Genomic DNA, 24811 nt, shown 5'->3' on the forward strand with positions numbered 1-24811 from the left:
ACTTTTTTCCTCACTTTCTCTTTTAAGAATTAAATCTAGGCACTCTCTTCTTTCCCTTCTTTCACATATTTCTTTTCATTTTTCGTTTTTTCTCCGTCTAGGTTCCTACTATTTTCATTTATTTCGTAATCCTTTTCATCTTTTTTCTTTTTGTTACTTTCGTTTTCTGTTAAGTCTTTAATGGTAGAAATGACAACTGGTGTGGCTGTAAGCAATTGTGGTAATGTTTGTTTTGCAACATTAGCTGCAGTTGCAGAGAATTGTTTACTTGTCTCAGTTACCTTCTCCAATGTTTCCTTTATGTTTCCTTCTTGTAGTTTTTCTTTTACGCTTTTTCCTTTTGTTTGTATAGCTTTCCGATTTTCTTTTTTTAATAGGGAGACGATGACTCCGGTCGTAATCCCAATCACAGCATATTTAAATATTGTATGTTTCATTTTTCTCACCCTTCTCTACTTTTATTTTCTTCAATGCTACAACTTAAAATAATTACCTTACCTATTGCAATCTATTAGAGAGAATGATAGGTTTGCGACTTCCTATCACTCGCCATTGGTGTTTCAGCTGTTACTAGGAGTAAAATCCTCCCTTGATCTAGTTTTTCTTCATATAAGTTAGCTTCCTCCTTCGACAATCCCATTTCTTCCATTTGATTTCGAAGTTCGTCCCCTTTTTTGGAGAAAAAGTTGATAATACTTGTTCCCAATCCTTGTTCTTTTACTCCAATCGTATTTGTGTTTGTATCATCCGCAATCTTTTTTGTTAGATGTTTTTCATGTGTTAAGACATACATGTCATCTTGGTGAATCCCTTGCAATTCTAGCTCTTTTACTTTCATAACTACTTCCTGTTCATTTTCATATTCATGAACCACCGGTTTTCTTTCATTCTTGTGCATTGTATTTTTCCTCCTTTAGATTTTTTATTTTTTTATTTAGTTGTTATGTAATATGTAATACACCTATTTTAAAGATGTTAAACCTAAATTTTCGAAAAATTTTACACAATAGGTTATTCATGTTTTTAATATCAAAGAAATGTCACAAGAACTTTGCTTTGATAAAAGCGCTCCAAATAACGATTTGTTTGGAAGGTAAGCACATTGTTTTATAGAAATCATAGAAAAATAAAAAAGCACTCCTTTTCAAAGAGTGCTAAAAAAAAACATATAACCTAATAAAAATATTTCTATTTTGATTACAGAAAGAAAGTCTTTATTAAAACATATAGTTGCTAATTTAATTGCGATCTTCCTTGCACCCAAGCAGCAATGTCATTTATAACATACTCAGGGATATTAGCAGGACTATAATATTCATCCGGTTTACTTATTTCTCCATCACCTTCTGTAAAGAAATGATTTAACTTCGGATATAGTCGATAATCGACGTTATCTCGTTCTTTTAATTGTTCTTTCCAAAGAGGAATTTCGATTTTTGATTGAACTTGATAGTCTCTTTCCCCTTGAATAATAAGAAGCGGTGTCTTTTGTTCTTTTGACATTTCGGCTGCTTTAATTTTTCGGATAGAATCCCAAAATATTGCTGATCCTAAGTAAAAATCTTTTGGGGGATTCTGACTAGAGAAATTTGGATCATTTAATAATTCAAATTGTGCTTTGTAGAATTTATATTCATCTAGATTCATTGCTCCAATAGAAAAAAGGTACTCAAATTGATCTAAAACAACGTCTTGGATCGTACGAGCTGGCCCACCCATTACAATTGCCCCAGCAATATTATTATTTTGGTCTTTTTCAATCATTTTCGGAAGCATCATTCCACCTTGACTATGACCCAAAATATAAATTTGATTTTTATTTATTAGAGGCTCATTTTTAAGAAATTGAGTTACAAGAAGAGCATCATCTGTTGTCTCTTTATCAACTGTATAAAAGGGACTAAATTGTGTTTTCAACCCATGTTCATAAGTTCTTTTATTATAGCGAAGGACAGCAATTCCCTTCGATGCAAGACCTTCAGCTAAATCGCGAAACGGTTTTAAAGCAAACGCTGTTTCATCCTGATCAGTTGCTCCTGATCCTTGAACAAGAATAACCGCTGGAAAAGGACCATTTCCTTTTGGAACCGACAATGTTCCTGGTAATGGAAATGCACCACTTCCAACTACTACTTCTTTATCAACAAATGATTCAGGCTTACTATATGACGGACGCTCAGCAACAGGACTAAACGACATGCTGAGTTGAAAATCGTCTATTTTTCCAGATGGATCTAGTTTAATTAGTAAAGGTACAGTCATTTTTTCAAAAACTAATTGAATCTCCACATTTGTATGAACAGGATTTGTCTCTTTTTGTGTAACCTCTCCAATTTCTATAAAAGAACCTGCTTGTAATTGAACTGGGAGTCCCTCCCAATAGCTCTTCAGCCATTCTTCGGATATTATTTTCTGTAATGACCTTGAGGTTAAATCAAATGCAGATTTATAATCTTCACTATTCATATGGCGAATAAATGAAAGAGTAGTAGATATAATAGGATTTTCATCATCACTATTTTCTACTTTTTTTATAGTTGTGTTTGCTTCCTTTAATTTCGAAATAAATTGATGGTTAAACGGATAATTATATGTATCAGGATATAAGCCTGTTTTCAATACTTCCGTATTCCGTCCCTCATACAAACTTGAAGAACTCGTAAAATTTTCAGGTAAAATTACTTCCTCCGCATATGAGACTGAGGGAATTGTTATTGAAAAAATCGCACTAACAAGTAATAACTTATTACTTGTTCTTCTTTTCTTACCCATACTTATTGATTCTCCTTTCAAAATTTAAAATTTCTAATACAGTATGCCAACTATAAGGAAAATAAAAATTATCAAAGAGATTAATAATCTATTTTACGATCCCCCCTAACTAATTAAAAATCTATCATTAACAAACTTCAATAAAAAATGCCCTCCCCCTCTTTTTTTATTGTTGGATTTTCCAAGGACTTAGAAGCACAGCACTAATTTACATGTAAATGACCCATGAGATTCTCTGTTTCAAAAGAAAAAAGCACCCCACTAGATGCTTTCTTTAATTGTTCTCACTCTCATTTATTTAGTTAATTCTCTTATTACTGTAAAATAAATTTATTCTATTTCCTAAATCTCACTTATTTCTTAATTCACTCATACCAATATAAAACCTAATAACCTATCCTCAAAAAATAAAGAAAACAGGTTATTTGGCTATTCATTCCGTAAGCTTACTGCTCAAGTTAGTCTTTTTTCACACGGTTAAACTTTATTAAGAAAACCTTAAGGAATTTCCCTCTATATTTATAAGAATTTTTTTCTATACTGAATCATGTAAATGAACAAGAGGAGAAACGATCATGAAGAAATTTGTAATTTGCATACTAGGAATAGGCCTCCCTATATACTTACTACCTTTCATATTACGCGGAGATTTAGACAGATTTAATCCGATTGCTGAAGAAAAGAATGTATATGCCGTTGCGAAAGGATATGGTGTTCCAGATTATCATCATAAAGGAAGAGCTATGTACTCACTAAAAGGTGTTGATGAATTAAGCAATGAAAAAGAATATAAAGTTGGAACGAACACGCCTAATGATTTTACAAGAAAAATTTACTTAAAAATTCATGTGAAAGGTAAGTATGTCTATTCCTACGATATTATTTCTGAAAAGGACATTCCAGAGAAAATAAGGGGACAATTGGAGATAGCAAAGAAATAAAAGAGCCAATTCGTACGAGTTGGCTCTTTATTATCGCTCCCATCTACCGTTTGGAGAATTCTTTCGATCGATTTATTAAGTTCGTTATCATTGTTTTAACAACCATTCTTCAATTACTTTAACTGTTTCATCCCGTTGTGCTTTTGACGTAATTAAGCTTGCATTATCACCTTTTTGCTCACCATACATGCCAAAATGAGCATGGTTTCCGCCTTTTATCATGTGCATAGTTGTATTCTTTGACATTAACTTTTTATTGTTCTCTATTTTTTCTACAGTTGCTAAAGCATCTACTTCTCCATAAATAGATAACATTGGAATCGATTTTGTAGAGAAATCATCTGCAGGATAAGAGCCTAAGAAAATGATCCCATCTACCTTGTCTTCATTCTGAAAGGCATACTTAGAAATCATAGCTCCGCCCATTGAATGTCCAGCAACGTACCATTTTTGAACTTCAGGGTACTGTTCAATTACACTATCTACCGCATTGATTCCAAGTATCGCTAAGTTTAATGGTAACTTAGGCATTACTACAAAATGCCCATCTTTTGCAAGAGCTTCTCCTAAGTAACTATAAGCTTCAGCTTCTACTTTAGCACCTTGATAAAAAATAACCCCTATTTTAGCATCTTTCTGTCCAAAAACTATATTATCTTCATCTTTTTTATCATCCACTAACGACAAAGCCTCTTTCGTTGGTTTGTAAGTAAACTGGGACCAAGTAAAAAAAGTAATACTCCCTATAAGTAAAATACCAAGTAAAGAGTACAGAACAATTTTCATCCATTTCTTCATATGTATGACCTCCCTAAGATGTATATATTCTATACTTTAGATTATCATTAATAAACATAAAAACTCGAGCATTTTTATTGTGCTCAAATTTTTAGTTCCGTCTTTAATTTAAACTATAAATTGTCCAAGATAAATATGTAGCAAATGCAGACCATAAAAAATAAGGGATTAGCAACCATGCCGATACTTTAGATAAATTGGAAGAAAACATAATGAGAAGTAACGTAGTAATAGCGACTAGTAAACAATCTACTGTTGCTAAAAACAAATTCTTTTGGCTAAATTGAAAATAGCTGAATGCTTGATTGAATATATAATTTAAAAGGAATACAAACCAAAATGTTTTTGGCTTAAATCCATAGTTGTTGTAAATAATTGCAACTGATAATGCAATAAGTCCAAATAATACAGCCCATATCATTCCGATTGTTATACCAGGAGGTGTCCAAGACGGCTTTTCTAACGCATCATACCAAGTACGATCAATAGGGAATAAAACACTAGAAACATAAAACAAACTATATGTTAGTAAAAATACTATAATACTAGATTTTTTCATAAACATTCTCCTTTTTACTAGAAGATTATAGAAACTTTATATGATTAGTATGCCCTTGTAATGGATAAATTTCTAATATTTAAATTTCAAATACATATCGTTTAATCTATTTTATACGAACTCTTTCATACTTTTATATGCACACAGTGCTCTCTCTCTTGCTGCCTTATGATCAACGACTGGCAAAGGATATGTATTACCAAGCTTTATATTGGCCTTTTGTAAAATATGCTCAGGTGCTTCCCAAGGTTTATGTATATACTTATTCGGTATATCTCTTAATTCTGGTACCCATTTTCTTATATACTCTCCATTTTTATCAAACTTTTCTCCTTGTGTGATAGGATTAAAAATACGAAAGTACGGTGATGCATCTGCTCCACTTCCAGCAACCCATTGCCATCCCATTGTATTATTTGCAATATCAGCATCTAGTAGTGTATCCATAAACCATTTTGCTCCTTCTTGCCACGGAATTAACAAATGCTTTACAAGAAAAGAGGCTACAGCCATTCTTGTCCGATTATGCATAAAACCTGTTTGCCAAAGCTCCCGCATTCCCGCGTCAATAAACGGATAACCAGTTTCACCTTTTTGCCATACTCTTAATAACTCCTCTTCCTTATTCCACGGAAAATGTTCAAAGTTTTTATTAAGAGGTTTATATACTGTAAACGGATAGTGATATAGCAAATAATAAGAAAACTCTCGCCAAATTAATTGGCGTATAAAACTATTCACTTGTTTTTCAAAAAGACTACATTGTCTTTCGGTACTTTTATTTATTAAGTAACGATACATTAACTTCACTGATATTTGGCCAAATGAAAGATATGGCGCCAACATCGAATGAGCATTTTGATTTGGAAAATCTCTTCCTTCACTATAAGAGGCTAATTTGCTAGAGAAAAATTTCTTGAATGTTTTGTATGCCCCTTCCTCTGTAGGCTCCCATATTGATTCAATATGAGATGTCCACGGTATAGTTGGCAGCAAGTGTAATTCTGAAACAGATAAGCTTGCTGGTAAAGAGCTTCCCCATTTTATACTCTGCACTTTGCTAATAGGTTTAGGTATTACCTGCTTTTGAAATGTATTGTAAAAAGGCGTAAACACCTTATATTCAGTGTTGTCCTTCTTTTTTATAATCCACGGTTCTAATAATAAATGCGAATTAAATTCCTTACAAATAATACCTTTATCTTCTAACATCATTTTCATTTTTTGATTAGATTGTAATCTGTCCGGATCATAGCAAATATTCCAATATACAGCCGTTATATCTAATTGTTCTATGAGAGAAAGTATTTCTTCCTCCGTACGTCCTTTACGAATTATTAAAGTAGAGCCCAATGCCTCAAGTTGCTTCTTTACATCTATTACAGCATGGTGCAACCACCACTTTGACGCCTCCCCCATTAAAAAATCTTCATCTTGTACATATACCGGAAGAACCTCACCGGACTGAACAGCCTCAAATAGCGCTGGGTTATCATATAAACGAAAATCTTTTTGAAACATAACGATAATTTTATTTTGCATGGCTACCTCTTCTGATTCTTAAAACATAATAAAATTTATTATACAACAGCAATTTATACATAAGAATTTATTTGTCTTTAATAAATTAGTTAACTTTTTCAACTATTTTATTAGTAGGAATTTTAACAACCGTTTCTTTTTCCCCTATTCTATCAATCTTGAAACCATGAACTTTAACATCAGACGGTACTAGTGGATGATGACAAATCATATCTATACTCTTCTCAATATTTTCACTAACATTTTCTTTTCCACTTAGCCATTCATCGAGGCTACCACTTGAAAATTCAGGCATGCAATTTTCAAAGAGATAGTCTAGTTCCCTGTTATTTTTTATGAAATCACGTTGAATTTGTAGATTAACTGGAGAAGTTTCTTTATCCTCTATTCCTACAACAAAAATTTCTTCAACATTTTCTTGATAAATAGCAATAATAATAGATCTCATTATATCTCCATAAGGATGTACAATTACAGAATCATAGCTGTGTATAGTCAACATGTTTTCTTGTTGAATGTTAGTTACTTGTTGGATGCTAGGCTCTATTCCGTGTTCAATGTCTGTTAATAATAAAACTTTTTTATTCTTTGAATTCATATGGAGCACTCCTTCTTCATTATTGTATTTATGAAACTTTTAAGCTAGTAACAATAATAATTGTTACCAGTTTTTCCAGCGTCCCTCTGGATCAACACTTGCAAGTCTAACCCATCCATTTTGAACTTTTTCTTGAAATGTGAAATCATTATTTAACAAACGTTCTATATATTCAATAGGTGCTTGAATGACAATTAGTAAACGAAGTGGTGAATGATACGTCTCACTATCTGACTGCATAACCGATTGCCAAGGTAAGCCTGGCAACAGATCACTAGCATTCCCTTGCATAACACCGAGACCCGCCGTTACGGTTTGGGTTGTTTTATTTCCACTACCATAATAATGAGGAGCTACAGTTGATGCGTAATATTGTAGATTTATCCACTGCGCAACTGTTCCTGGTCCTGCAATAATGTTAGCTAATATATCCCCACTTTCATCCTGTTTCCAATCATAATTATGAAGGAAAGCCCTACCTTCTAAGTCACAATCTTGAGTTAATTCACGCTGTCCGATAATAAAAGATGCATTACGGGCTAATCCCCATTCTGGACGTATTTCACTCCAATCTTCTGCAAATCGATGTGCCTCTTTACTCGGATTTTTTATTTTCGTTTTAAAATTAGGTAATTGCGTTAAACGTTCTCTATTTGCATGTTGGCTCACATTTGGCATAATCGTCTCAATACAATCAAACGCTTCTTGCGCAGTTTTCGAAAGTTTTGGGACGTAAATCCATTCCAATTCGTCCACTGTTGTTTTATGTTCAGCTGCTGCAAAAATGGTATCCTCAGGAATTTTAATACCTTCAGCAAACAACGCCTCTCTCACTTCTGGAAGATTACATAAAGTCGCAAAAACTCTTGCATTGAATCCTCCTGCTGCTCCGCCACAAGCACCACACTCAAGTGCTGCCGCATAAGGATTGTTCGTACTTTGACTACTATGTCCGCACATTACAACTAAAGGAGCAAATTTTTCTGTCAGTCCCACCATTTTTAAAGCTTGACGCACATAATTCACTTTTTCTTCTTTCGTAAAACCAATAGGTATCTCACCTTTTGTGTCATGAACATGATTAAGGGAGAATGTTGTATCAGGTTTTTGTAACATAGTTTTACGAAGGTTACGAATGAAACCACCAACTCCTCTTGGGACAAAGCTTCTTGTCACCATTTGTAGACCAAATAAAGGACCACTTAACTCAGGTAGCGCCATACTCGTCAGTACGTTCTGTTTCATCGTTTTAAATGTATAACGTACCGAACTGCCTACCCTCTTACGTTGCTCATAAGATTTAAGTTCATTTTCATTTGTGAGCTCTTTTATTTGATGTTTCGGTTTGAGTATAACTGGCAAAGAAGGATGGTTGTTATTACTACCTAGTTCACTAGTTGCAATTGGTAATCCAAAGAAACCAGCTATTCCAAATGTTTCAAACGGACCTAATTTTTCAAGGTGGCGACGAAACGGTTCTGAACGTACATCAATACAGAATGCTAATTGAGCTAATACATGCTTTTTATCATTAGTTGCACGTTGTTTAGAAGCAATCTTCTTCCTTAATTGCTCTGCATGCGTCTGTTCCCAAGCTTCCAGCCAAAGTTTCCTACGAATATTTTCATCAAAACGATAAGCGAATACTAATAATTCACTTTGTTCAGCAGCAGGCATTTGTAACCATTCCCGTGTTGAAATATTCCCCCAATAGATCCAAGAAGCTATAAGCGGGACGATTGCAACTTTTTTCTCAACCTTTTGATTTTTTAAAGGTAAATAAGGCTTTGTAATAGCCAGCTCCATAGAAATTCGAACTGCTAAATATTCTATTAGGAGTTCCTGTTCCTGAATTGATTGTTGTGAGCGCCATCGTATCATTCCTGCCCACCCAGGCAAAGAAAGTAAGTGCCCTTCAAGGTAAGCTTGTATGTTAGATTCAGAAATTCCTAGTTCAGATAATGCTCTCGCTAAAGCTACTTGGGCATCTTGTGGCCAATCTTTTAAAACTTTACGCTCATTTTTACTGAGCGCTGGATCAAATTTAATAAGGTGTTGCCATGCACGATAAAAACCTTTCTCTCGATTTGGCATCGTCCAACTTGATCCGGAGTCATCAAGATATAATTTACACCATTTAATGATATGATAATTAAGAATATCAGATAGGTTTTCACCCTTTTGGTTCTCTATAAGTGAACTTACAGGTTGCAAAGAAGAGTCTTTCATACTCTCTGTATTTATATAACTCATTTCTTCTGCCAGTTTATTTACTTCTGGCAATGATAATAGACTAGAAGGTAATTCCTCTAATTTTAAAGCTACTTGGCAAAACTGCTCCACTTTCTTTCGCGGGATATGAAAAGATTGTGAATCAAGCCAACGAGACAAGCCACTTTGTAAAAATGATTCCTCAATCTCCCCTTTTGCCTTTGCCGAATGAATCATAGCAGCACTCGGATATATATCCACATTACGAATTTCTTTTAACCAATCTGCAACTTGTTCAAATGATTGTTTTTCAAGTCCCATCCAAGGGTGGTGAGCTGCAAACGTAGAGATAGGCCAAAGTGGTGCAATCACTCGGCTAGCAGATGCAACTAAATCATTTATATTATTTTCTTGCATATCAATATTTGTATCTTTCTTTAATATTGACAATATGCTCATCACGAATTACCTCCCTTTGATACATAATGTTTCAGATAGCCTGGGTGACTTTCTACTGACTTTCTTCTCGCCTCACCTACTCGAACTAACCAAAGATAAAGTACAGCGAATAAAGTAGAAGATTGATTACGAGTAACGAAAGTACTAATAGCACTACTAAATAGTAAAATACATATAACAAAGATAACAGCTGGAGCTGAAGGTTGAACACTTTGATACATGTCAGTATGCAACCATTTGTAAAGAGAATTATGAACGGTAAAATAAATGAGAGAAAAACCAGCTAAAATAAATACGCCAACAATTCGTCCCATTCTTCCCTCTCCAAAAACAACAAGCTGTTTCCATGAAAAGTATAATGACCACCCTAAGATGAACGCACTAACTAATTCATACCCTTCTCCAGAAGTCGTAAACCAAAAAGCAATCGCTATAAATAATCCGAAAACACGTCCGACCATAATCCATAAATCAGATATCTTTTCATTAGACTGCTTCACTGCCCCAAAACGTTGCACGGAAGAACCAGCTTGTAAAAACAGTGTAGCTTTAAACAAACCATGTAAAATCAAATGAATAACAGCCGCTAAATAGGCTCCTAATGCGCATTGAATAAGCATAAACCCCATTTGTGCAATAGTTGATCCCACTAGCTGACGTTTATAATCAACTTGAACTAGGCTAATTCCTGTTCCGATTAAGATAGAAATACTTGAGAAAATTAGTAAAATGATTTGTGCAATATCATCATGAAAAAGAGGTGAAAATCTAGTTAACATGATACCGCCAGCATTTACTAAACCAGCATGCATAATAGCAGACACAGGAGTTGGAGCTACAGCTGACTCAATTAACCATCTTTGAAAAGGCCATTGTGCTGCTGGAATCATCACAGCTACTATAATCAATAAGTTAATTCCTGTTTTCTCCAACGTTCCAAATTGAGCTACATTTTCATTCGTTAAAACTGATGTTAATTGCCACTGTCCAGTGCCTTGAAAAAGCCAAATGATAGCTGATAGCAAGGCGATCCAGCTTATTGTAAATAAATAACTAGAAATTTTTGTTGCTTCACTAACTACTTTCCAACCTTTATTTAGCCCTATGAGTAGAACCAATCCTATAAGAGTTGCTCCCCAACAAATAATCATGAAACGAAGATCATTACTTAACCATGCGACTGAAGATACACCTGTAGTAAATGTAAAAAGTGCAAAGTATTTTCGATATGAGCGATCTCCCAGTAAGTAACGTATAGAAAAACGCTGAATGATTAAACCAATTGTAAGAACAAAGAAAGCCATGAACCAAGCTAAAGTATCTAGATGCCAAGGCCCTACAACTCTATCTTCATTGTGATTAACAAGTGCGAGTAAAGAAACCAATGAAGGCAATGCAGCGATACCAATATGGATATGAACAAAACGTAAAGGTATCCTTGCATGTAAAAACAATAATCCACTTAGCCAAGAAGCGCTAAGCGCCATAAAAAATAATGTTAACAGTGTTGATGAACTCAGCGAAATTAACATGTACAATACTCCCTTCCAAACGAAAATAACCTATAAAAATTCCTTTTAAGTAAGATAGTTCTTTAATTTCAAGTTTCATTCACTCTTTTTAGTACATCGTTTTTTCCCATAAAAAAAACCGACAACTTCCATAATTCAATGATTTTATATCATCATTGAATTATGGAGATTGTCGGTTTCCCTTCAACTAACTTCAATAAAGTTTTTTGAAGAGCTCCCATTTTATAGAGGATAATAATGTATGTATTACTCCTGTTAAAAAGAAATGTATATTTCTGATCTCCTAGACTATGCAATCAATATATCAATTTATGTTATAAGCTATCTTTTAATTAAGAAACTTTTTCATTTAGTCAATATTACATATTAAAAAAATGCTAAAGCCTTAATTATAGCAAACTGTTAAAATGAGCATCTATCAATTTTTTAAAACAATTATAAGATAAACCATATTAAGCAGTTTGTCAATTTCTTTATCCGTTTTTTAAGAGTTATTAGAATTAAGATTTATTATACCTAAATAACTTCAAGTTTTTAATTATTAGCCTGTTAATAAAGTGCAAAACTTGTAGGTTTCTTAATCCTTCCACTAACCTTAAGGTATTTTTAAAATTTCTCCTCAAGATTATGAAGCAATTTAAAAATCATTACTCGTTCGCCTGTACGGGAGCTTATATCCGTATGAAAGCTTTTCACTTTTTCTCCAGTTAATTCTAGTATAATCTCTTTCAGATCATCAATTCCAGATTCAACTAGCTCCGAACGATTTTTCTTTATCGTTAGCATACCGTCTTTTGTTTCACAAACCGTATATTCAGCCGGCGTTAAAACACCTTGTAAATTTACGATAATCATATCCCGTAATATATCTGTCTTAACGGATATAGACCCGCGTCCTAGGTAGTCCTTTTCCCAGTGAGTAATTGCTTTGCTTATCTCTGATTCAATAGAGCCTTTTGAGTTTTTCATCTTTGTATCCTCCTTCAATAAAATGTAATTACAATAACAATATAATAATCTGGATTGATTTTATTTTCAATTATTGAGAAGAATTTATAGGAATCGTTGTCATGTATCCTTTAGTATTAAAGTGAATTTTTATATTGCAATATACGTTTTTTTGATTATCTCCAACATAATACTCTTACTATAAAGACTCTGTTGCATACATTTCTAAAAAGGACATTCCGGAGAAAATAAGAAAACTCTTGTAACGTAATATACAAACGAAAAATCCTACACTTATAAGTAGGATTTTTCTCTTTTTATATTAGTCAAAAAACTAAAAGTATACCTGTCCTCCAAATATATTACCGATTGGGCTTATGCATATTTCCTTCGAATTTTGCCAACCACCAATAACAGTAAAGGAATCCCTAGCTCATAAACGGGAAATGCAATTGGAATTACGAAAAATATGTAGTAATAATGGGTAAATGTTTGGATATTTTTAACTGACACAGCTATGATGAACGAAATAGGAGCAAGAACTAACGCTACTTTTCGCCAATCCTTCAAATGAAATATTTGTGCTGTTCCATAACAAGCGATAAACATGTATAACGCCAATTTCACAAAAATACTAAAAAACCAAATAATAACTATCAAAATATCCACATTTTGAATGAACTCCATGACAGATATGTATCGGCTCAAATCGTAAACCGGATACAAAAAACTTGAAGATAAATTCGGACCGAATGTTAAAATGACCGCTAATGTTCCGATTGTTACCATGAAAACGGCTAATCCTACCCCCAACATCGCCCTTGATGGCGCTTGCTCTGGTTTATCCATAAAGAAAACGAACATCATCATCATAACAGCCTCTCCAAAAAATGCGGCTACAGGGGTATAGGAACCTTTAAGGATGGGAAGCCAGCCAGAATCGTGATAAATAGGCCGCATATAATCCCAATTCATATTGCCAACATTCAAAATGATTATAAACGTTATCATTAAAAGTACAATTGGCCCTATGATTTCACTTAAACGTCCAATACCTTCCACCCCTCCTTGGTAAATGATAAAAATGAGCAATAACATCGCAGTAAAGACAATGACCCACAAAGGTGTATTATGAAACAAAGCGATAATAATGAATTCACCAAATTCACGGACGGTTATCCAAATTATCATGTACCACCCAAAGAAGTAAGGAATCATCAGTAGCTTTCCTAGCCATTTACCAAGAATAGTTTGACTAAATTCAATGAGAGTTTGTTTCGGATAAAGCGAACCAAGTGTAGTTGCCAAAAAAGTAAGAGCAACCCCTATCACTCCTGCAATCAAAATCGAGATCCACGCATCTTGTTTGACAGTACGAATCGTCGCTGGAATAACTAGAAGGAGTGATTGTCCCACTTCAAATGTGAACATCATCCAAAAGATTTGCCTGCCAGAGATTTTCATCGAATTTCTCACACTCTATATTCCTCCTTATTTTTTCATTTCATTTTTCTTCAACTGCAACGGTGGTCCAGTCAGTCCTACTCGCCGAATAGTAAGCTTTGTATGAACAGAAACCTCCACTTTTCGAAATTGTTTACTCCAATTCTTTTTTAACCCTTTCCATTCGGATGGATATTTTTGATGAATGGCTTCTCCAAATCCAAAGATATCGGTTCCGTATTGTTTTTGAACCTTTTTAATAGTTTGGAGAGCTTCCTTTTCGGACTGTTTTTCCAATACATGTTCTAAAAGAGTAAGATTTTTTGGCTGCGAAAGATCTAAATTCGTATTGTTCTCCTGAATTGTTCCTTCACCAGAAAAAACAATGTCACACTTAATTGTGTCCCCTTGTATAGTAGGTATGATTTTTCTATTGATCTTTGTCATATATAAACTTGCACTACCATTTCCTTTAGAGGCCGTTGCTGTAACTGTCTGTTTACTTAAACGATTCACTATCCAAAGAGTAGTTAACCATTCCTGCATGTTCAAGTATCCTACCAATTTGAAATCGTTGTTAAATATAGCACCGCCTACAATTTGAAATCCTTTGACCACGGTTTTACCTTTTTCATGAGACACATTTAGTTTAATAACGGGCAAAATCGGGGTGATTCCATCACTCGTACCAGCAATAAGAAAATTTAATAAAGACATATCTCCCGCTGCCTCTATTTGCATATGCTCTTTAAGTGCCCCAAGTGCCGGGATAGACTCTAAAGGGATGGACGCTTTCAGAAAATCTTTTGCAGTATTCCCTTTTATGACGAACACACCTACTCGTAATCGAATATCAGGATCGCGGCTATATGCATCTAAAACTGGAGCAAGACCACTTTTAGCCATTTTTTCTCCAATCAATATTACACGCTGGTGCCCTCGAAAAATTTCTCTCGACATTTTTGTTTGCATCATTTGTATAGCTTCATGTGTATCCTTTCCCGTTCCCGATTCTGTAAAAAACGCTTTTCCTGCATTACTTCTTCCGCTCTGTCCCATTCCCATTTTTGATGGAATAATAAACTGAGCACTAATTTCAATCTTATTATTCTTCGCTTGATCAAGTCCCCATCCTAATTCTATTGCCAAATCATTTAATTCTGTCCGATCCCAACATCCCGTCAAGAAGCATAAAGAAATGACCAGTATCATACAGAGTGCCTTGTGCAGGCTCATTCTGTTTCCCCTCCCCGTTTCTCATCTGGCTTTTGTCCACCTGGAAAACGGACTTTCTCTTCACCAGATACCATTATTGGGCGGTGGGTCATATTCCAACGAGGTGTTCGGAGAAAAACATCCTTTAAATCACGAGGAGTCTGAGGTGCAACTGGACTTAAATACGGAATGCCAAAAGAACGAATGTTAGTTAAATGAATCAAAATCGCAAGGGTACTTATTGCAACACCGTATAGCCCGAGCATTCCTGCCAATAACAGCATAGGAAAGCGTAACATCCGGTAAGCTGTTCCTAAGTTGTAGCGCGGGAATGCAAATGACGCAATACCGGTCGTCGCCACAACAATGACCAAAGGTGCCGAAATAATACCTGCTTGCACAGCAGCTTGCCCGATAACAAGTGCTCCGACAATACTAACTGCGGATCCAACAGGTTTTGGTAACCGAACCCCCGCTTCCCTCAAACCTTCAAATAAAAACTCCATCATTAGCGCTTCTATGACAGCCGGGAAAGGAATGCCTTCTCGCGCAGCTGCAATACTAATAAGCAAATTTGTCGGAATTAATTTAGGATGAAAGGTTGTAATAGCAACATAGAGAGAAGGAAGAAATAATGAAATATTAATTAATATTAAACGAATCCATCGAACAAAAGTTGTGTAGATGGAGCGTTCATAATAATCCTCCGCTGCTTGCAGACCTGTCCAAAATGTCATAGGAACGATCAAAACGAAAGGTGTGTTATCTACTAAAATGGCGACTTTCCCCTCTAATAAACTTGCACAAACCGCATCTGGCCGCTCAGTATTTTGAATTTGTGGAAAGGGAGAAAAGGGTTGGTCCTCAATAAACTCTTCAATGAAAGCTGACTCCAACACTCCATCAATTTGAATTCGCTTTACCCTTTGGCGAACTTCATCCAAAACCGAATCAGGTGCAATTCCCTCAATATAGGCAATTACCACATCTGTCTGTGACAATTCCCCAATCGAATAAGGTTCCATTTTTAGTTTTTGGCTTCGAATTCTTCGGCGAATCAGGCTCGTATTGACCCTTATTGTTTCCGTAAACCCGTCCCGAGGGCCACGAACAGAGATCTCGGCAGCCGGCTCTTCAATACCTCGTTTTTCAAAACCTTTTAAATCAGCGACTAGAGCTTGACTCTCTCCTTCTGTTAAAATGACGATATTCGCTTTCAATACTGCTTCTATAACCTCACGAACTTTAGAGATTGTCTTTACTTGAGAAACCGCAATTAGCTGATTTTGTATAATTTCTCCTACCGAATCCACACTCTTTACTCCACTAGGCAGACCTTCGAACATCATTGGTTTCAAAACAACTTGTTCCACAACTTTAGTGTCGACTAATCCATCTATATAAATAAAAAGAATTTCATTTTGACTATCTATGATTATTGGACGAAAAACAATATCGGAACAATTTTCAAAAACTTGTCTCAAAACTTCTTCATTCGCAGATACATTCTGCTTGAGTTCACACTCTTGATTATTATGGAGCAGCATACTTGCACTCTCAAGTTCCTGAATATCTTTTCTCAAACGCTTTCTACTAAGTTTTTTCATCATACTACCCCATTTATCGAGTGGTTTATGTTTTTATACTTGAACTTTAGTGTTAGGATTTCTTGACAGACAAGCTTTAGAAACCGTTCCACTATAATGTTTTGGGTAAGTAATCATTTATCTAGAAAACAAAAGGAAAATATCCCCTCTATATCCTTCTTAAAATCTCCTTACACATGAAAATTATTCAATTTTTTCTATAAGTTAGTTATTCTAAAATGAGGTATCCATAAAGTAACTTGTAACTGATGCTTTGTTAAATTGGTACTAATGAGCTTATAGAAACAAGCAAAAAAAGCATGTCCTGAAGAAAGATGAATCAGAACATGCTCTTAATTTATTTATTTGATACTATAGACGTTGATCTTTCTGGAAGTTTAGTTGAAAATGATCCGCTTCATTGTATACCCCGAATTCATATCCTTTTTCCTTATAAAATTTAATAATTTCAGGAAGCGCTTGTAATGTTTGTGGTTTTTCATGCATTAGAACTACTTCCACATCTTCTGTTGTTGTACGCTTTACATTCTCTATAATTTGCTGTGGATTACCTTTTAATTTCCAATCATTTGAATCTATCGTCCAATCCCAAACTTTTATTCCTGCTTCTACAATTTGGTTACGAATTTCCTCGCCCTTTAATCCTGGTGCAGATCCATATGGCGGACGAACTAGTTTAGGAGTTGTACCCGTAATATTATGGATAAGAGCTAACGTTTCTTTCATCTCCGGTACAAATTGTCCTTTTTTGTATAACTTATCACTATTATGTGTCATACTATGAGCACCAATATAATGTCCTTCTTTTACTGCTCGCTTTACGTTTTCCTGAAAAGCGGTATTCTGTAAATTGCTACCTTGCATAAAAAATGTCGAAGCAACATGTTGCTCTTTTAGTACATCTAAAAATTTCCCAGTTAATTCGCTAGGACCGTCATCGAATGTTAAATAAACAACCTTTCCTACCGGTTTTCCATCAGGTCTTTTCTGTTTTGCTGGTGGTGTTTCCTTTTTCTTTTCTTGTTGTTGCGTATTAACTTGATTACTACTTTCATTAGCTACTCCCTTCGCTGGGATAGAGTTCCATTTCCCAATTAAAAAGAATGTGAAAAAGGTCGTTGCTAAAACAACCCCTAGAGATAGTATTGCCTTAGTTCCTACATTTGTTTTTTTCTTATTTTGTGATTCTTTCATTATGTTTCGATCCTTTCCCTACTAATTTTCATATTCATTATTTATACAGCTAAGCATTAACTCCAGTTGATATTTACAATAAATAGATTAATAGAGGAAGGTGAAGATAAAATGCAGATAATGTCGAAATTAGTTAAAGAATAGCGTACTGCATCCACTCTTTAGAAAAATATTGTTTTCTCTAATACAGTTAAATTTGAAAACTGGATATACATCCAAAATAAAAAATACTACTCTTTCTAAACAAAATTTTTATATCAAGATAATAGTATACTGTTATAAAGATAAAATACTGAGTTAGCCATACTATTGAAATTCTATTATAATTTTGTAATTGGAATTAATTTGAATCAAATAAAGAACTAGAAGAAATATTATTATGTGGAGGTGCTCCGATGAACCTTTTAATTAGAGAGTTAGAAAAAAATGATTTAGACAATTTCCCGAAGATCGATGACAGTTTTATAGTGAATGCTCGGTTAATTCTTTCTCTTTCCAAAGTAAATAGACGCATAGAATATACAGTAGAAGACGTTCCAAGTTATGAAAAAAGTTATTTACAAAATCAAGATGATAATGAAGAACTGGCTTACAATGAATATATAAATAAACCTAATCAAGTCATTTACATAGCACTGTTACATAACCAAATCATTGGATTAATGGTATTGAAAAAGAATTGGAATCACTATGCTTACATAGAAGATATAACGGTGGATAAAAAATATCGTACACTCGGAGTTGGTAAAAGATTGGTTGATCAGGCAAAGCGATGGGCAAAAGAAGGCAACATGCCCGGGATCATGCTTGAAACGCAAAATAATAATGTCGCAGCATGTAAATTTTATGAAAAATGTGGATTTGTAATTGGTGGGTTTGATTTTCTTGTTTATAAAGGTTTAGATATTGAAAATGATGAAGTTGCAATTTATTGGTATTTATATTTCAAATGAAACTGTTTTTAGCATTAAACAAAGTCAAAATAAAAACCCCAATTTCTCCATATTAAAATTGAGAAATTGGGGTTAAGTTATTTAACAAGATTTTTTATCTAAAACAGATAACTAATTAATAATCCTGCCGATAATAAGAAGCCAAAAATCGTATTTGTCATTGCTGTTGATTTCATTGCGATGCGCATATACCCAGGGTCCTTTGCTCCTTTTTGGAAACTTTGAATAGCAGAGATTGGCTTTCTCAAACCTAGGAACATAACTAATGCCCAAGGGCTTATATAACCCATCAATACAATCACCGCAATCCATAAATAAGCAATGAAAAAGGCTACAGCTAGTGTTACTATTGCTTTTTCTCTCCCAAGGAGGATTACCAACGTCTTTCTTCCACCTTTAATATCTTCTTCGATATCTCGGATGTTATTCGACATGTTGATTGCACCTACTAAAATCCCAATTGGAATGGAAATCAATACACTTTCAATCGTTATCGTATTTGTTTGAATAAAGAAAGCAATAAGTACAAAACATGTCCCCATTAACAATCCAGAAACTAATTCTCCAAACGGAGTGTACGCAATTGGTAATGGACCACCTGTATATAAATAGCCAACCGCCATTCCAATTAAACCAATAACCACTAACCACCAACTACTATTCATACAAATATAAATGCCAATAAAAGCTGCTACGACATATAATAAAAGCGCAACTGTTAACACATTTTTTGGCTTCAATCCATGACGGACAATTCCGCCACCGATGCCAACGGATTCAGCAGTGTCTAATCCACGTTTGAAATCATAGTACTCATTAAATAAATTCGTTGCGATTTGCAATGCTAAACATGCAAGCATCATCGCAATAAATAAAAGCCAATCAATTTTGGCAACATAAAGTGATGCCACTGTTCCTAAAATTACAGGAGAAAACGTCGCCGTTAATGTATGTGGGCGCGTCATCTTCCATATTAATTTAGCGGAACTAATTTCTTTTTCATTCCCCATAACTCTGTTCAATCTCCCTACATTTTAAGTATAAATTACTAGCAGTATCTTTCTATCTATTTCCTGCCACGCATCCATTCATTATATCAATAAATGATTATCCTTTCTAACAAATCTACTTTTAATAAAGTAAAAATTATAAAATGAAACTTTAATTAGTAGAAGTTTTGTCACCCCCACTGATTATTAGTACATATTCAGTGGGATTTTACGGGCAGCCCTCCCTCCCATTCGCTGAATTTTTAAGGAGGAAATCTTATCCGCCCGCAAATATTGGGATAAATAAAAGAGCCAACTCATATGAGCTAGCTCTTTCATCTCTTATTTTATAAAAATTCAATAGTTACGCTACATTGAAAAACAGATAAATCCTACTTTTGTAGCCCATTAATAATGGTATCTATATTCCATTTCATCATTTTTAAGTAAGTATCTCCATCCTCACCTGATTTACCTAGTGAGTCTGTAAAAATTGTCCCTGCAATTGGCACGTTTGTTTCTTTTGAAACAGTTTCCATACTACGTCGATCTACACTTGTTTCAACAAATAAAGCTGGCACTTTGTTTGTTTGAATTAAACTTACAACATCTCTAATTTGATCTGGCGTACCTTGATTCTCTGAGTTAATTTCCCAAATGTATCCCGTCTTAATGTCATATGCTTTTCCAAAGTATTTAAAAGCACCTTCGCTAGAGATTAAGAAACGTTTTTCTTCAGGAATTTGATGAATTCTGTTTACTGTCTCATCGTGTAACTTTTGAAGTTCTGCTACATACTCATCAGCATTTTTAGTATAGAACTCTTTATTTTTAGGATCTTCTTTAATTAATGCCTGCTTCACATTTTCAGCGTATAAAATACCATTTTTAATATTCATCCAAGCATGTGGGTCTGGTTCTTTTTCTAATCCTTTTGTTTCTAAGTAAATAGCTTCTACACCTTCACTTACTTTATAAACCGGTGCATCTTTCGCTGATTTATTTGCCGTTTTTAATAGCTTTTTAAACCACGCTCCACCTTCTTCTAGGTTTAGCCCATTGTAAAATACCATATCTGCATCTGTCATTTTCATAACATCTTTTGGTAGTGGATCATATTCATGCGGGTTAGCTCCGATTGGAACAAGACTATGAATCTCAACTTTATCTCCACCAATTTGCTTCACCATATCATATATAATGGAGTATGTAGTTACAACTTTTAATTTTCCATTACCCTCTTCTTTTCCATTTGTGTTACTCGAACACGCTGTTAATGCAAATACAAAAATACAAATTACCGATAATACAACATTTTTAAATTTCATCATTATCCTCCAATCAATTATGACAACTCTGCTCTATTTTTTCTAATTTTGATAGCTCTCCAAAACAAACCTTGTGACGGTGAGAAAAAGAATGCCAATCCGAACAAGAATGTTGCGACAAGAACAATTGTTGCACCTGAAGCAAGATTATAAGAGAAACTAAAATATAACCCTACTACAGATGAAAGCGCACCAATGCCTGCTGCTAAATAAATCATGACCCATAAACGGTTTGTTAATAAATACGCTGTAGCCGCTGGTGTAATAAGCATCGCAACGACTAGAATAATTCCAACAGTTTGAAGTGAAGCTACTGTAACCATTGTAAGGAGAATCATTAAGCCATAATGAATCCATTTATTCGGTAATCCATAGCTTTGCGCCATCGTTGGATCAAACGTGGATACGAGTAATTCTTTGTAAAACAACATTACAAGACCAATAATGACCACTCCAATAATCAGTGTCATCCACATATCAGAAGAACGAACCGATAAGACATTCCCGAATAAAATATGATACAAATCAGAACTACTCTTCATAAAGGTAATTAAAATAATCCCTACAGCGAAAACAGATGTAAACATAATTCCTATCGCCATATCATGTTTAATACGACTATTTTGACTTACAAATCCGATTCCTACTGCAGTAATAACACCTGTTAAAACCGCTCCTATAAAATAGTTCATTCCAATCATATAAGAAAGCGCTACTCCTGGAAGAACAGCATGTGAAATGGCATCACCCATTAATGCCATACCTCGTAAAATAATAAAACATCCAATGACACCACAGATAATTCCTACCATAACGGAAGTTAATAACGCCTTCTGCAGAAAACTATACTGCGTTAATGCATCTATAAATTCTACAATCTTCATGATGAATGTACCTCCGCTGCATTATTAAACAATATTCCTTGATTCACATACGCTTTTGACATAACAGTTGGTTCTAATACTTGGCGTACTTCTCCGTAATGAATTAAGCTTTTATTCATTAATAGTAATTTATCAAAATACGATTCTGCTTTACTTAAATCATGATGGACAACGACAATCGTTTTTCCTTCTTTACGTAGTTCCCTAAGAATTTTAATGATTGTCTCTTCACTTGTTACATCAATTCCGACAAACGGCTCATCTAAGAAGAATATTTCCGCCTTTTGCGCTAAAGCTCTCGCCAAAAAGACACGTTGTTGTTGTCCACCTGACAACTCACCGATTTGGCGATTTTTAAACTCTTCCATTCCGACTTTTTTTAAGCAATCAAACGCCCAATCCCGATGCTCTTTCTTCGGTCTTTTCATCATACCTAAAGATGGATACGTTCCAATTAGCACGACATCTAAAACTGTAATCGGAAAGTCCCAATCTATATCACTTCTTTGCGGTACATATGCAACACTCTTTCTAACGCTTCGAATATCCTCTCCAAGAATTTGGACATATCCCTTATCATTTGGGATTAAATCTAATACAGCTTTCATTAAAGTAGATTTCCCCGCTCCATTTGGACCAATAATTCCAACGAGCTTCCCTTTTTCAATATCGAAGGAGACATTTTGAACTACTTGATTCCCTTGATACGATACAAACAAATCTTTAACAATTATAGCCTCACCCATTTTTTATGCATTCCCCTTTCTTTTTTTCGTGTATATAATTATTTTGCACAAAGGCAACTTTTAAGCAAAAAAATATAAAGCGAATGTAAACCCGCGCTTAAGTTTCCTTAAGGAAACTTTTTTATATGAGTCAAATTATATAAGCTATATGAAAATTTGTAAACTAAATTTTACTAATTTATAAATATATAATGAAAATAATTATCAATGTGGAACAAAATATATTATCTATTTTATGATTTTTTGAAAAAGATATTACTGTGAAAAAATAAGCAATATAGTATATAAATGAAAGAACCTACTCGTATGAGTTGGCTCTTTCTCTTTTACAATATTTGATACGCTCTGCAGCAAAAAATATAATTAAATTACTTCCAAACAACACCTCGCCTCTCATATTCCATTCTATATTCAACAGCAGCTGCAATTTTAGAACTTGCGAACTTTTCCGTAATCCAAAGAGCTAAATCAGTTCCTGAAGTAACTCCTCTTGCAGTGATAATATCGCCTTGATCTACAATTCGGTAATAAAGAAGTTCTGCCCCATATTTACTCATTTCACCCTGTGCCAAATGGTGCATCGTCGCCTTTTTACCATTCAATATACCTGAGGCTGCTAGTAGCATACCTCCTGTACAAACTCCAGCAACGATCGTTCCTGCTTTGTGCATCTCTTTAATCATTTCGGTCAAAGTACCAAGCTCTGCTTGTTTTCGTGCCCCATGCTTTGCTTTATGATTCCAGCCACCACCAGGTACAATTAACAAATCTGGGCGATTATCCATTCGTAAAAAATCATGTAGTGTAACCGTAACTCCAAACGAGGTAGTAACTTCTTGTTTTCGTTCACTTGATACGAGTTCAACTGTAAACGGAGCCCCTTCTTCTATTGCTCTTTTCAGTACTTCAAACGGCGCGAAAGAGACAAGTTCTCCGAAGCCATCAAACAATACAATTTGTATTTTCATTTTCGGACACCCCATATAGTTTCTTTTTTGAATCGTAAATTAGGACAATAAATGTTATCTACAAATTAACAATGAAGATAGTCTTTCTCCTCTCACTCTATAAACTTCAAAATGTTCCTCTAGCTGCCCCGCATCTTCTAATACATTTAGCGTTTTCTTCACAAAATTCCAATTCAAACTACCAGATAACCATAATAATGAAGACAGTCTTTTATAATTGTTTGAGGTTAAAATATTATTAGCCTTATATCCTTCTAAAAATGAACTAGCAACACTTGAACATACTTCATGCGAATGTATTCCTTCTGTTCGAGAATACCACTTTATTAAAAAGGCTAACCCTTCAACGCGGTCAACATAACTAATAGATTCAAAATCCACAATTCCTTTTACCTTTTGACTTAATCCCCATAAAACATTCAAAGGATTTAAATCGGTTTGTACAATAAACTCCAAATCATTCGTATATACACATTCTATATGACACTTAGCGAGCTCTATATACCCCCGCAATTCCTTACATGTACCACCTTTATTTTCTAATAGCTTTATAAACTCACCATATCCATCTAAATGCGATTTCTTTTGAAAAGTCGAGCTTTGAAATGTACTAGAAATATCATGTATATTTCTTGCTTCCTTTCCAAAAATCTCTGCCATTGTTTCTGTACAATGAGTAACATGCTCCCCTTCAATCCAAGTAGACAATACAAACCGGTACTGTTCATCATTCCAAGTAACAAATGTAAATGACCCTCCCGCCTGATTCTCCTTAATCTGCATAAATGGGATTCCATGCTCTCGTAAATAATACGTAAATCGTACTTGCTCTTTCAATTGTTCATTTGATAACGGCCCAAAAGCTGGATTGATTGTTCGATCGCTATTGATAAACCGTGCGGAATACCGATCTCCATTTACGATAATTTTATAGTGTAGATCGGTATGCCAACTGTTCTTATGTAATTCTTCTTCCACTATTAGTGAATGAATTTCTTTAAAATAATTTATTACTACATTTCTTATTATACGTTTCACCCTATTCCCCTTTCATGCAAAAATTCATTCTTGTACTTCCGAATAAAAACCTTTTAAAGTGAGGATTTTTAAGATACACCTAATGT

At 34.5% G+C, this 24811-nt stretch carries 22 protein-coding genes; 2 read left to right on the top strand and 20 right to left on the bottom strand.

What is annotated here, in order from left to right; all coding sequences use genetic code 11:
• Positions 1 to 35: 35 nt before the first annotated feature.
• The 3 genes from AC0ONG_RS14295 to AC0ONG_RS14305 form a co-directional block, all read right to left on the bottom strand.
• A complete protein-coding gene (locus AC0ONG_RS14295; protein WP_000683213.1) occupies positions 36 to 437 on the bottom strand; it encodes a hypothetical protein in 402 nt (133 codons plus the stop codon).
• Positions 438 to 511: 74 nt separating this feature from the next.
• Complete coding sequence (locus AC0ONG_RS14300) at positions 512 to 898, bottom strand: YflT domain-containing protein (RefSeq protein ID WP_000549431.1); 387 nt, start codon at positions 896 to 898, stop codon at positions 512 to 514.
• A gap of 335 nt (positions 899 to 1233) precedes the next feature.
• The gene (locus tag AC0ONG_RS14305) at positions 1234 to 2772 is read right to left on the bottom strand and encodes an alpha/beta hydrolase (protein WP_042598252.1); all 1539 of its coding nucleotides are present in this window, start codon (positions 2770 to 2772) and stop codon (positions 1234 to 1236) included.
• 575 nt (positions 2773 to 3347) lie between these two features.
• On the opposite strand from AC0ONG_RS14305, the gene AC0ONG_RS14310 reads away from it, so the two are divergent.
• On the top strand, positions 3348 to 3713 hold the full coding sequence (locus AC0ONG_RS14310; protein WP_000714889.1) for a YxeA family protein: 366 nt from the start codon (positions 3348 to 3350) through the stop codon (positions 3711 to 3713).
• A gap of 87 nt (positions 3714 to 3800) precedes the next feature.
• Here the strand turns inward: AC0ONG_RS14310 and AC0ONG_RS14315 are convergent, their stop codons facing one another.
• The 11 genes from AC0ONG_RS14315 to AC0ONG_RS14365 all read right to left on the bottom strand — a co-directional run bounded on the left by AC0ONG_RS14315 (position 3801) and on the right by AC0ONG_RS14365 (position 17819).
• On the bottom strand, positions 3801 to 4511 hold the full coding sequence (locus AC0ONG_RS14315) for an alpha/beta hydrolase (RefSeq protein WP_000759148.1): 711 nt from the start codon (positions 4509 to 4511) through the stop codon (positions 3801 to 3803).
• Between the two features lie 103 nt (positions 4512 to 4614).
• Positions 4615 to 5070 (bottom strand): TspO/MBR family protein, encoded by a 456-nt coding sequence (locus AC0ONG_RS14320; RefSeq protein WP_474203605.1) that lies wholly within the window; start codon positions 5068 to 5070, stop codon positions 4615 to 4617.
• Positions 5071 to 5181: 111 nt separating this feature from the next.
• Positions 5182 to 6612, bottom strand: a complete 1431-nt coding sequence (locus AC0ONG_RS14325) for a cryptochrome/photolyase family protein (RefSeq protein ID WP_016077499.1) — start codon at positions 6610 to 6612, stop codon at positions 5182 to 5184.
• A gap of 85 nt (positions 6613 to 6697) precedes the next feature.
• Positions 6698 to 7210: a carbonic anhydrase gene (locus AC0ONG_RS14330; protein WP_001086244.1), complete on the bottom strand. Its 513-nt coding sequence runs from the start codon at positions 7208 to 7210 to the stop codon at positions 6698 to 6700.
• 63 nt (positions 7211 to 7273) lie between these two features.
• Positions 7274 to 9880 (bottom strand): DUF2309 domain-containing protein, encoded by a 2607-nt coding sequence (locus AC0ONG_RS14335; RefSeq protein ID WP_044798030.1) that lies wholly within the window; start codon positions 9878 to 9880, stop codon positions 7274 to 7276.
• Complete coding sequence (locus tag AC0ONG_RS14340) at positions 9880 to 11412, bottom strand: NADH dehydrogenase subunit 5 (RefSeq protein WP_474203606.1); 1533 nt, start codon at positions 11410 to 11412, stop codon at positions 9880 to 9882. The genes AC0ONG_RS14335 and AC0ONG_RS14340 overlap by 1 nt, the downstream gene beginning before the upstream one ends.
• A gap of 606 nt (positions 11413 to 12018) precedes the next feature.
• Positions 12019 to 12381: a Na-translocating system protein MpsC family protein gene (locus AC0ONG_RS14345; protein WP_000798170.1), complete on the bottom strand. Its 363-nt coding sequence runs from the start codon at positions 12379 to 12381 to the stop codon at positions 12019 to 12021.
• Between the two features lie 354 nt (positions 12382 to 12735).
• Complete coding sequence (locus tag AC0ONG_RS14350; RefSeq protein ID WP_044798223.1) at positions 12736 to 13824, bottom strand: GerAB/ArcD/ProY family transporter; 1089 nt, start codon at positions 13822 to 13824, stop codon at positions 12736 to 12738.
• Positions 13825 to 13851: 27 nt separating this feature from the next.
• On the bottom strand, positions 13852 to 15039 hold the full coding sequence (locus AC0ONG_RS14355; protein ID WP_000052107.1) for a Ger(x)C family spore germination protein: 1188 nt from the start codon (positions 15037 to 15039) through the stop codon (positions 13852 to 13854).
• Positions 15036 to 16628 (bottom strand): spore germination protein, encoded by a 1593-nt coding sequence (locus tag AC0ONG_RS14360; RefSeq protein WP_002082521.1) that lies wholly within the window; start codon positions 16626 to 16628, stop codon positions 15036 to 15038. Before AC0ONG_RS14360 ends, AC0ONG_RS14355 begins: the two co-directional genes overlap by 4 nt.
• A 348-nt stretch (positions 16629 to 16976) precedes the next feature.
• A complete protein-coding gene (locus tag AC0ONG_RS14365) occupies positions 16977 to 17819 on the bottom strand; it encodes a polysaccharide deacetylase family protein (RefSeq protein WP_000665156.1) in 843 nt (280 codons plus the stop codon).
• A gap of 395 nt (positions 17820 to 18214) precedes the next feature.
• Between AC0ONG_RS14365 and satA the strand changes: the two genes are divergently transcribed.
• Entirely contained in the window at positions 18215 to 18772 is a 558-nt protein-coding gene (satA, locus tag AC0ONG_RS14370; protein ID WP_001050464.1) for a streptothricin N-acetyltransferase SatA, read from the top strand.
• A gap of 98 nt (positions 18773 to 18870) precedes the next feature.
• Here the strand turns inward: satA and menA are convergent, their stop codons facing one another.
• From menA to AC0ONG_RS14400, 6 genes are all read right to left on the bottom strand, one after another.
• Entirely contained in the window at positions 18871 to 19782 is a 912-nt protein-coding gene (gene menA / locus AC0ONG_RS14375) for a 1,4-dihydroxy-2-naphthoate polyprenyltransferase (RefSeq protein WP_000526088.1), read from the bottom strand.
• 371 nt (positions 19783 to 20153) lie between these two features.
• Positions 20154 to 21089 (bottom strand): manganese ABC transporter substrate-binding protein/adhesin MntA, encoded by a 936-nt coding sequence (gene mntA, locus AC0ONG_RS14380; RefSeq protein WP_000669597.1) that lies wholly within the window; start codon positions 21087 to 21089, stop codon positions 20154 to 20156.
• 17 nt (positions 21090 to 21106) lie between these two features.
• The gene (locus AC0ONG_RS14385; protein ID WP_000706183.1) at positions 21107 to 21973 is read right to left on the bottom strand and encodes a metal ABC transporter permease; all 867 of its coding nucleotides are present in this window, start codon (positions 21971 to 21973) and stop codon (positions 21107 to 21109) included.
• Complete coding sequence (locus AC0ONG_RS14390; protein ID WP_000503231.1) at positions 21970 to 22719, bottom strand: metal ABC transporter ATP-binding protein; 750 nt, start codon at positions 22717 to 22719, stop codon at positions 21970 to 21972. The genes AC0ONG_RS14385 and AC0ONG_RS14390 overlap by 4 nt, the downstream gene beginning before the upstream one ends.
• 368 nt (positions 22720 to 23087) lie before the next feature.
• Positions 23088 to 23687: a DJ-1/PfpI family protein gene (locus AC0ONG_RS14395; RefSeq protein WP_042598259.1), complete on the bottom strand. Its 600-nt coding sequence runs from the start codon at positions 23685 to 23687 to the stop codon at positions 23088 to 23090.
• Positions 23688 to 23741: 54 nt separating this feature from the next.
• A complete protein-coding gene (locus tag AC0ONG_RS14400; RefSeq protein WP_042598261.1) occupies positions 23742 to 24725 on the bottom strand; it encodes a phosphotransferase in 984 nt (327 codons plus the stop codon).
• Positions 24726 to 24811 lie beyond the last annotated feature (86 nt).

It is taken from the genome of Bacillus sp. TCT6 (assembly GCF_056033845.1).

What these genes read in the sequence shown, in the direction of transcription:
- satA (WP_001050464.1), top strand. Translation starts at nt 18,215, where the DNA reads ATGAACCTTTTAATTAGAGAGTTAGAAAAAAATGATTTAGACAATTTC.
- AC0ONG_RS14300 (WP_000549431.1), bottom strand. Translation starts at nt 898, where the DNA reads ATGCACAAGAATGAAAGAAAACCGGTGGTTCATGAATATGAAAATGAA.
- AC0ONG_RS14295 (WP_000683213.1), bottom strand. Translation starts at nt 437, where the DNA reads ATGAAACATACAATATTTAAATATGCTGTGATTGGGATTACGACCGGA.
- AC0ONG_RS14390 (WP_000503231.1), bottom strand. Translation starts at nt 22,719, where the DNA reads ATGGGTGAGGCTATAATTGTTAAAGATTTGTTTGTATCGTATCAAGGG.
- menA (WP_000526088.1), bottom strand. Translation starts at nt 19,782, where the DNA reads ATGGGGAATGAAAAAGAAATTAGTTCCGCTAAATTAATATGGAAGATG.
- mntA (WP_000669597.1), bottom strand. Translation starts at nt 21,089, where the DNA reads ATGAAATTTAAAAATGTTGTATTATCGGTAATTTGTATTTTTGTATTT.
- AC0ONG_RS14385 (WP_000706183.1), bottom strand. Translation starts at nt 21,973, where the DNA reads ATGAAGATTGTAGAATTTATAGATGCATTAACGCAGTATAGTTTTCTG.
- AC0ONG_RS14350 (WP_044798223.1), bottom strand. Translation starts at nt 13,824, where the DNA reads ATGAAAATCTCTGGCAGGCAAATCTTTTGGATGATGTTCACATTTGAA.
- AC0ONG_RS14340 (WP_474203606.1), bottom strand. Translation starts at nt 11,412, where the DNA reads ATGTTAATTTCGCTGAGTTCATCAACACTGTTAACATTATTTTTTATG.
- AC0ONG_RS14330 (WP_001086244.1), bottom strand. Translation starts at nt 7,210, where the DNA reads ATGAATTCAAAGAATAAAAAAGTTTTATTATTAACAGACATTGAACAC.
- AC0ONG_RS14305 (WP_042598252.1), bottom strand. Translation starts at nt 2,772, where the DNA reads ATGGGTAAGAAAAGAAGAACAAGTAATAAGTTATTACTTGTTAGTGCG.
- AC0ONG_RS14325 (WP_016077499.1), bottom strand. Translation starts at nt 6,612, where the DNA reads ATGCAAAATAAAATTATCGTTATGTTTCAAAAAGATTTTCGTTTATAT.
- AC0ONG_RS14310 (WP_000714889.1), top strand. Translation starts at nt 3,348, where the DNA reads ATGAAGAAATTTGTAATTTGCATACTAGGAATAGGCCTCCCTATATAC.
- AC0ONG_RS14345 (WP_000798170.1), bottom strand. Translation starts at nt 12,381, where the DNA reads ATGAAAAACTCAAAAGGCTCTATTGAATCAGAGATAAGCAAAGCAATT.
- AC0ONG_RS14320 (WP_474203605.1), bottom strand. Translation starts at nt 5,070, where the DNA reads ATGAAAAAATCTAGTATTATAGTATTTTTACTAACATATAGTTTGTTT.
- AC0ONG_RS14315 (WP_000759148.1), bottom strand. Translation starts at nt 4,511, where the DNA reads ATGAAGAAATGGATGAAAATTGTTCTGTACTCTTTACTTGGTATTTTA.
- AC0ONG_RS14365 (WP_000665156.1), bottom strand. Translation starts at nt 17,819, where the DNA reads ATGAAAGAATCACAAAATAAGAAAAAAACAAATGTAGGAACTAAGGCA.
- AC0ONG_RS14355 (WP_000052107.1), bottom strand. Translation starts at nt 15,039, where the DNA reads ATGAGCCTGCACAAGGCACTCTGTATGATACTGGTCATTTCTTTATGC.
- AC0ONG_RS14360 (WP_002082521.1), bottom strand. Translation starts at nt 16,628, where the DNA reads ATGATGAAAAAACTTAGTAGAAAGCGTTTGAGAAAAGATATTCAGGAA.
- AC0ONG_RS14335 (WP_044798030.1), bottom strand. Translation starts at nt 9,880, where the DNA reads ATGAGCATATTGTCAATATTAAAGAAAGATACAAATATTGATATGCAA.
- AC0ONG_RS14395 (WP_042598259.1), bottom strand. Translation starts at nt 23,687, where the DNA reads ATGAAAATACAAATTGTATTGTTTGATGGCTTCGGAGAACTTGTCTCT.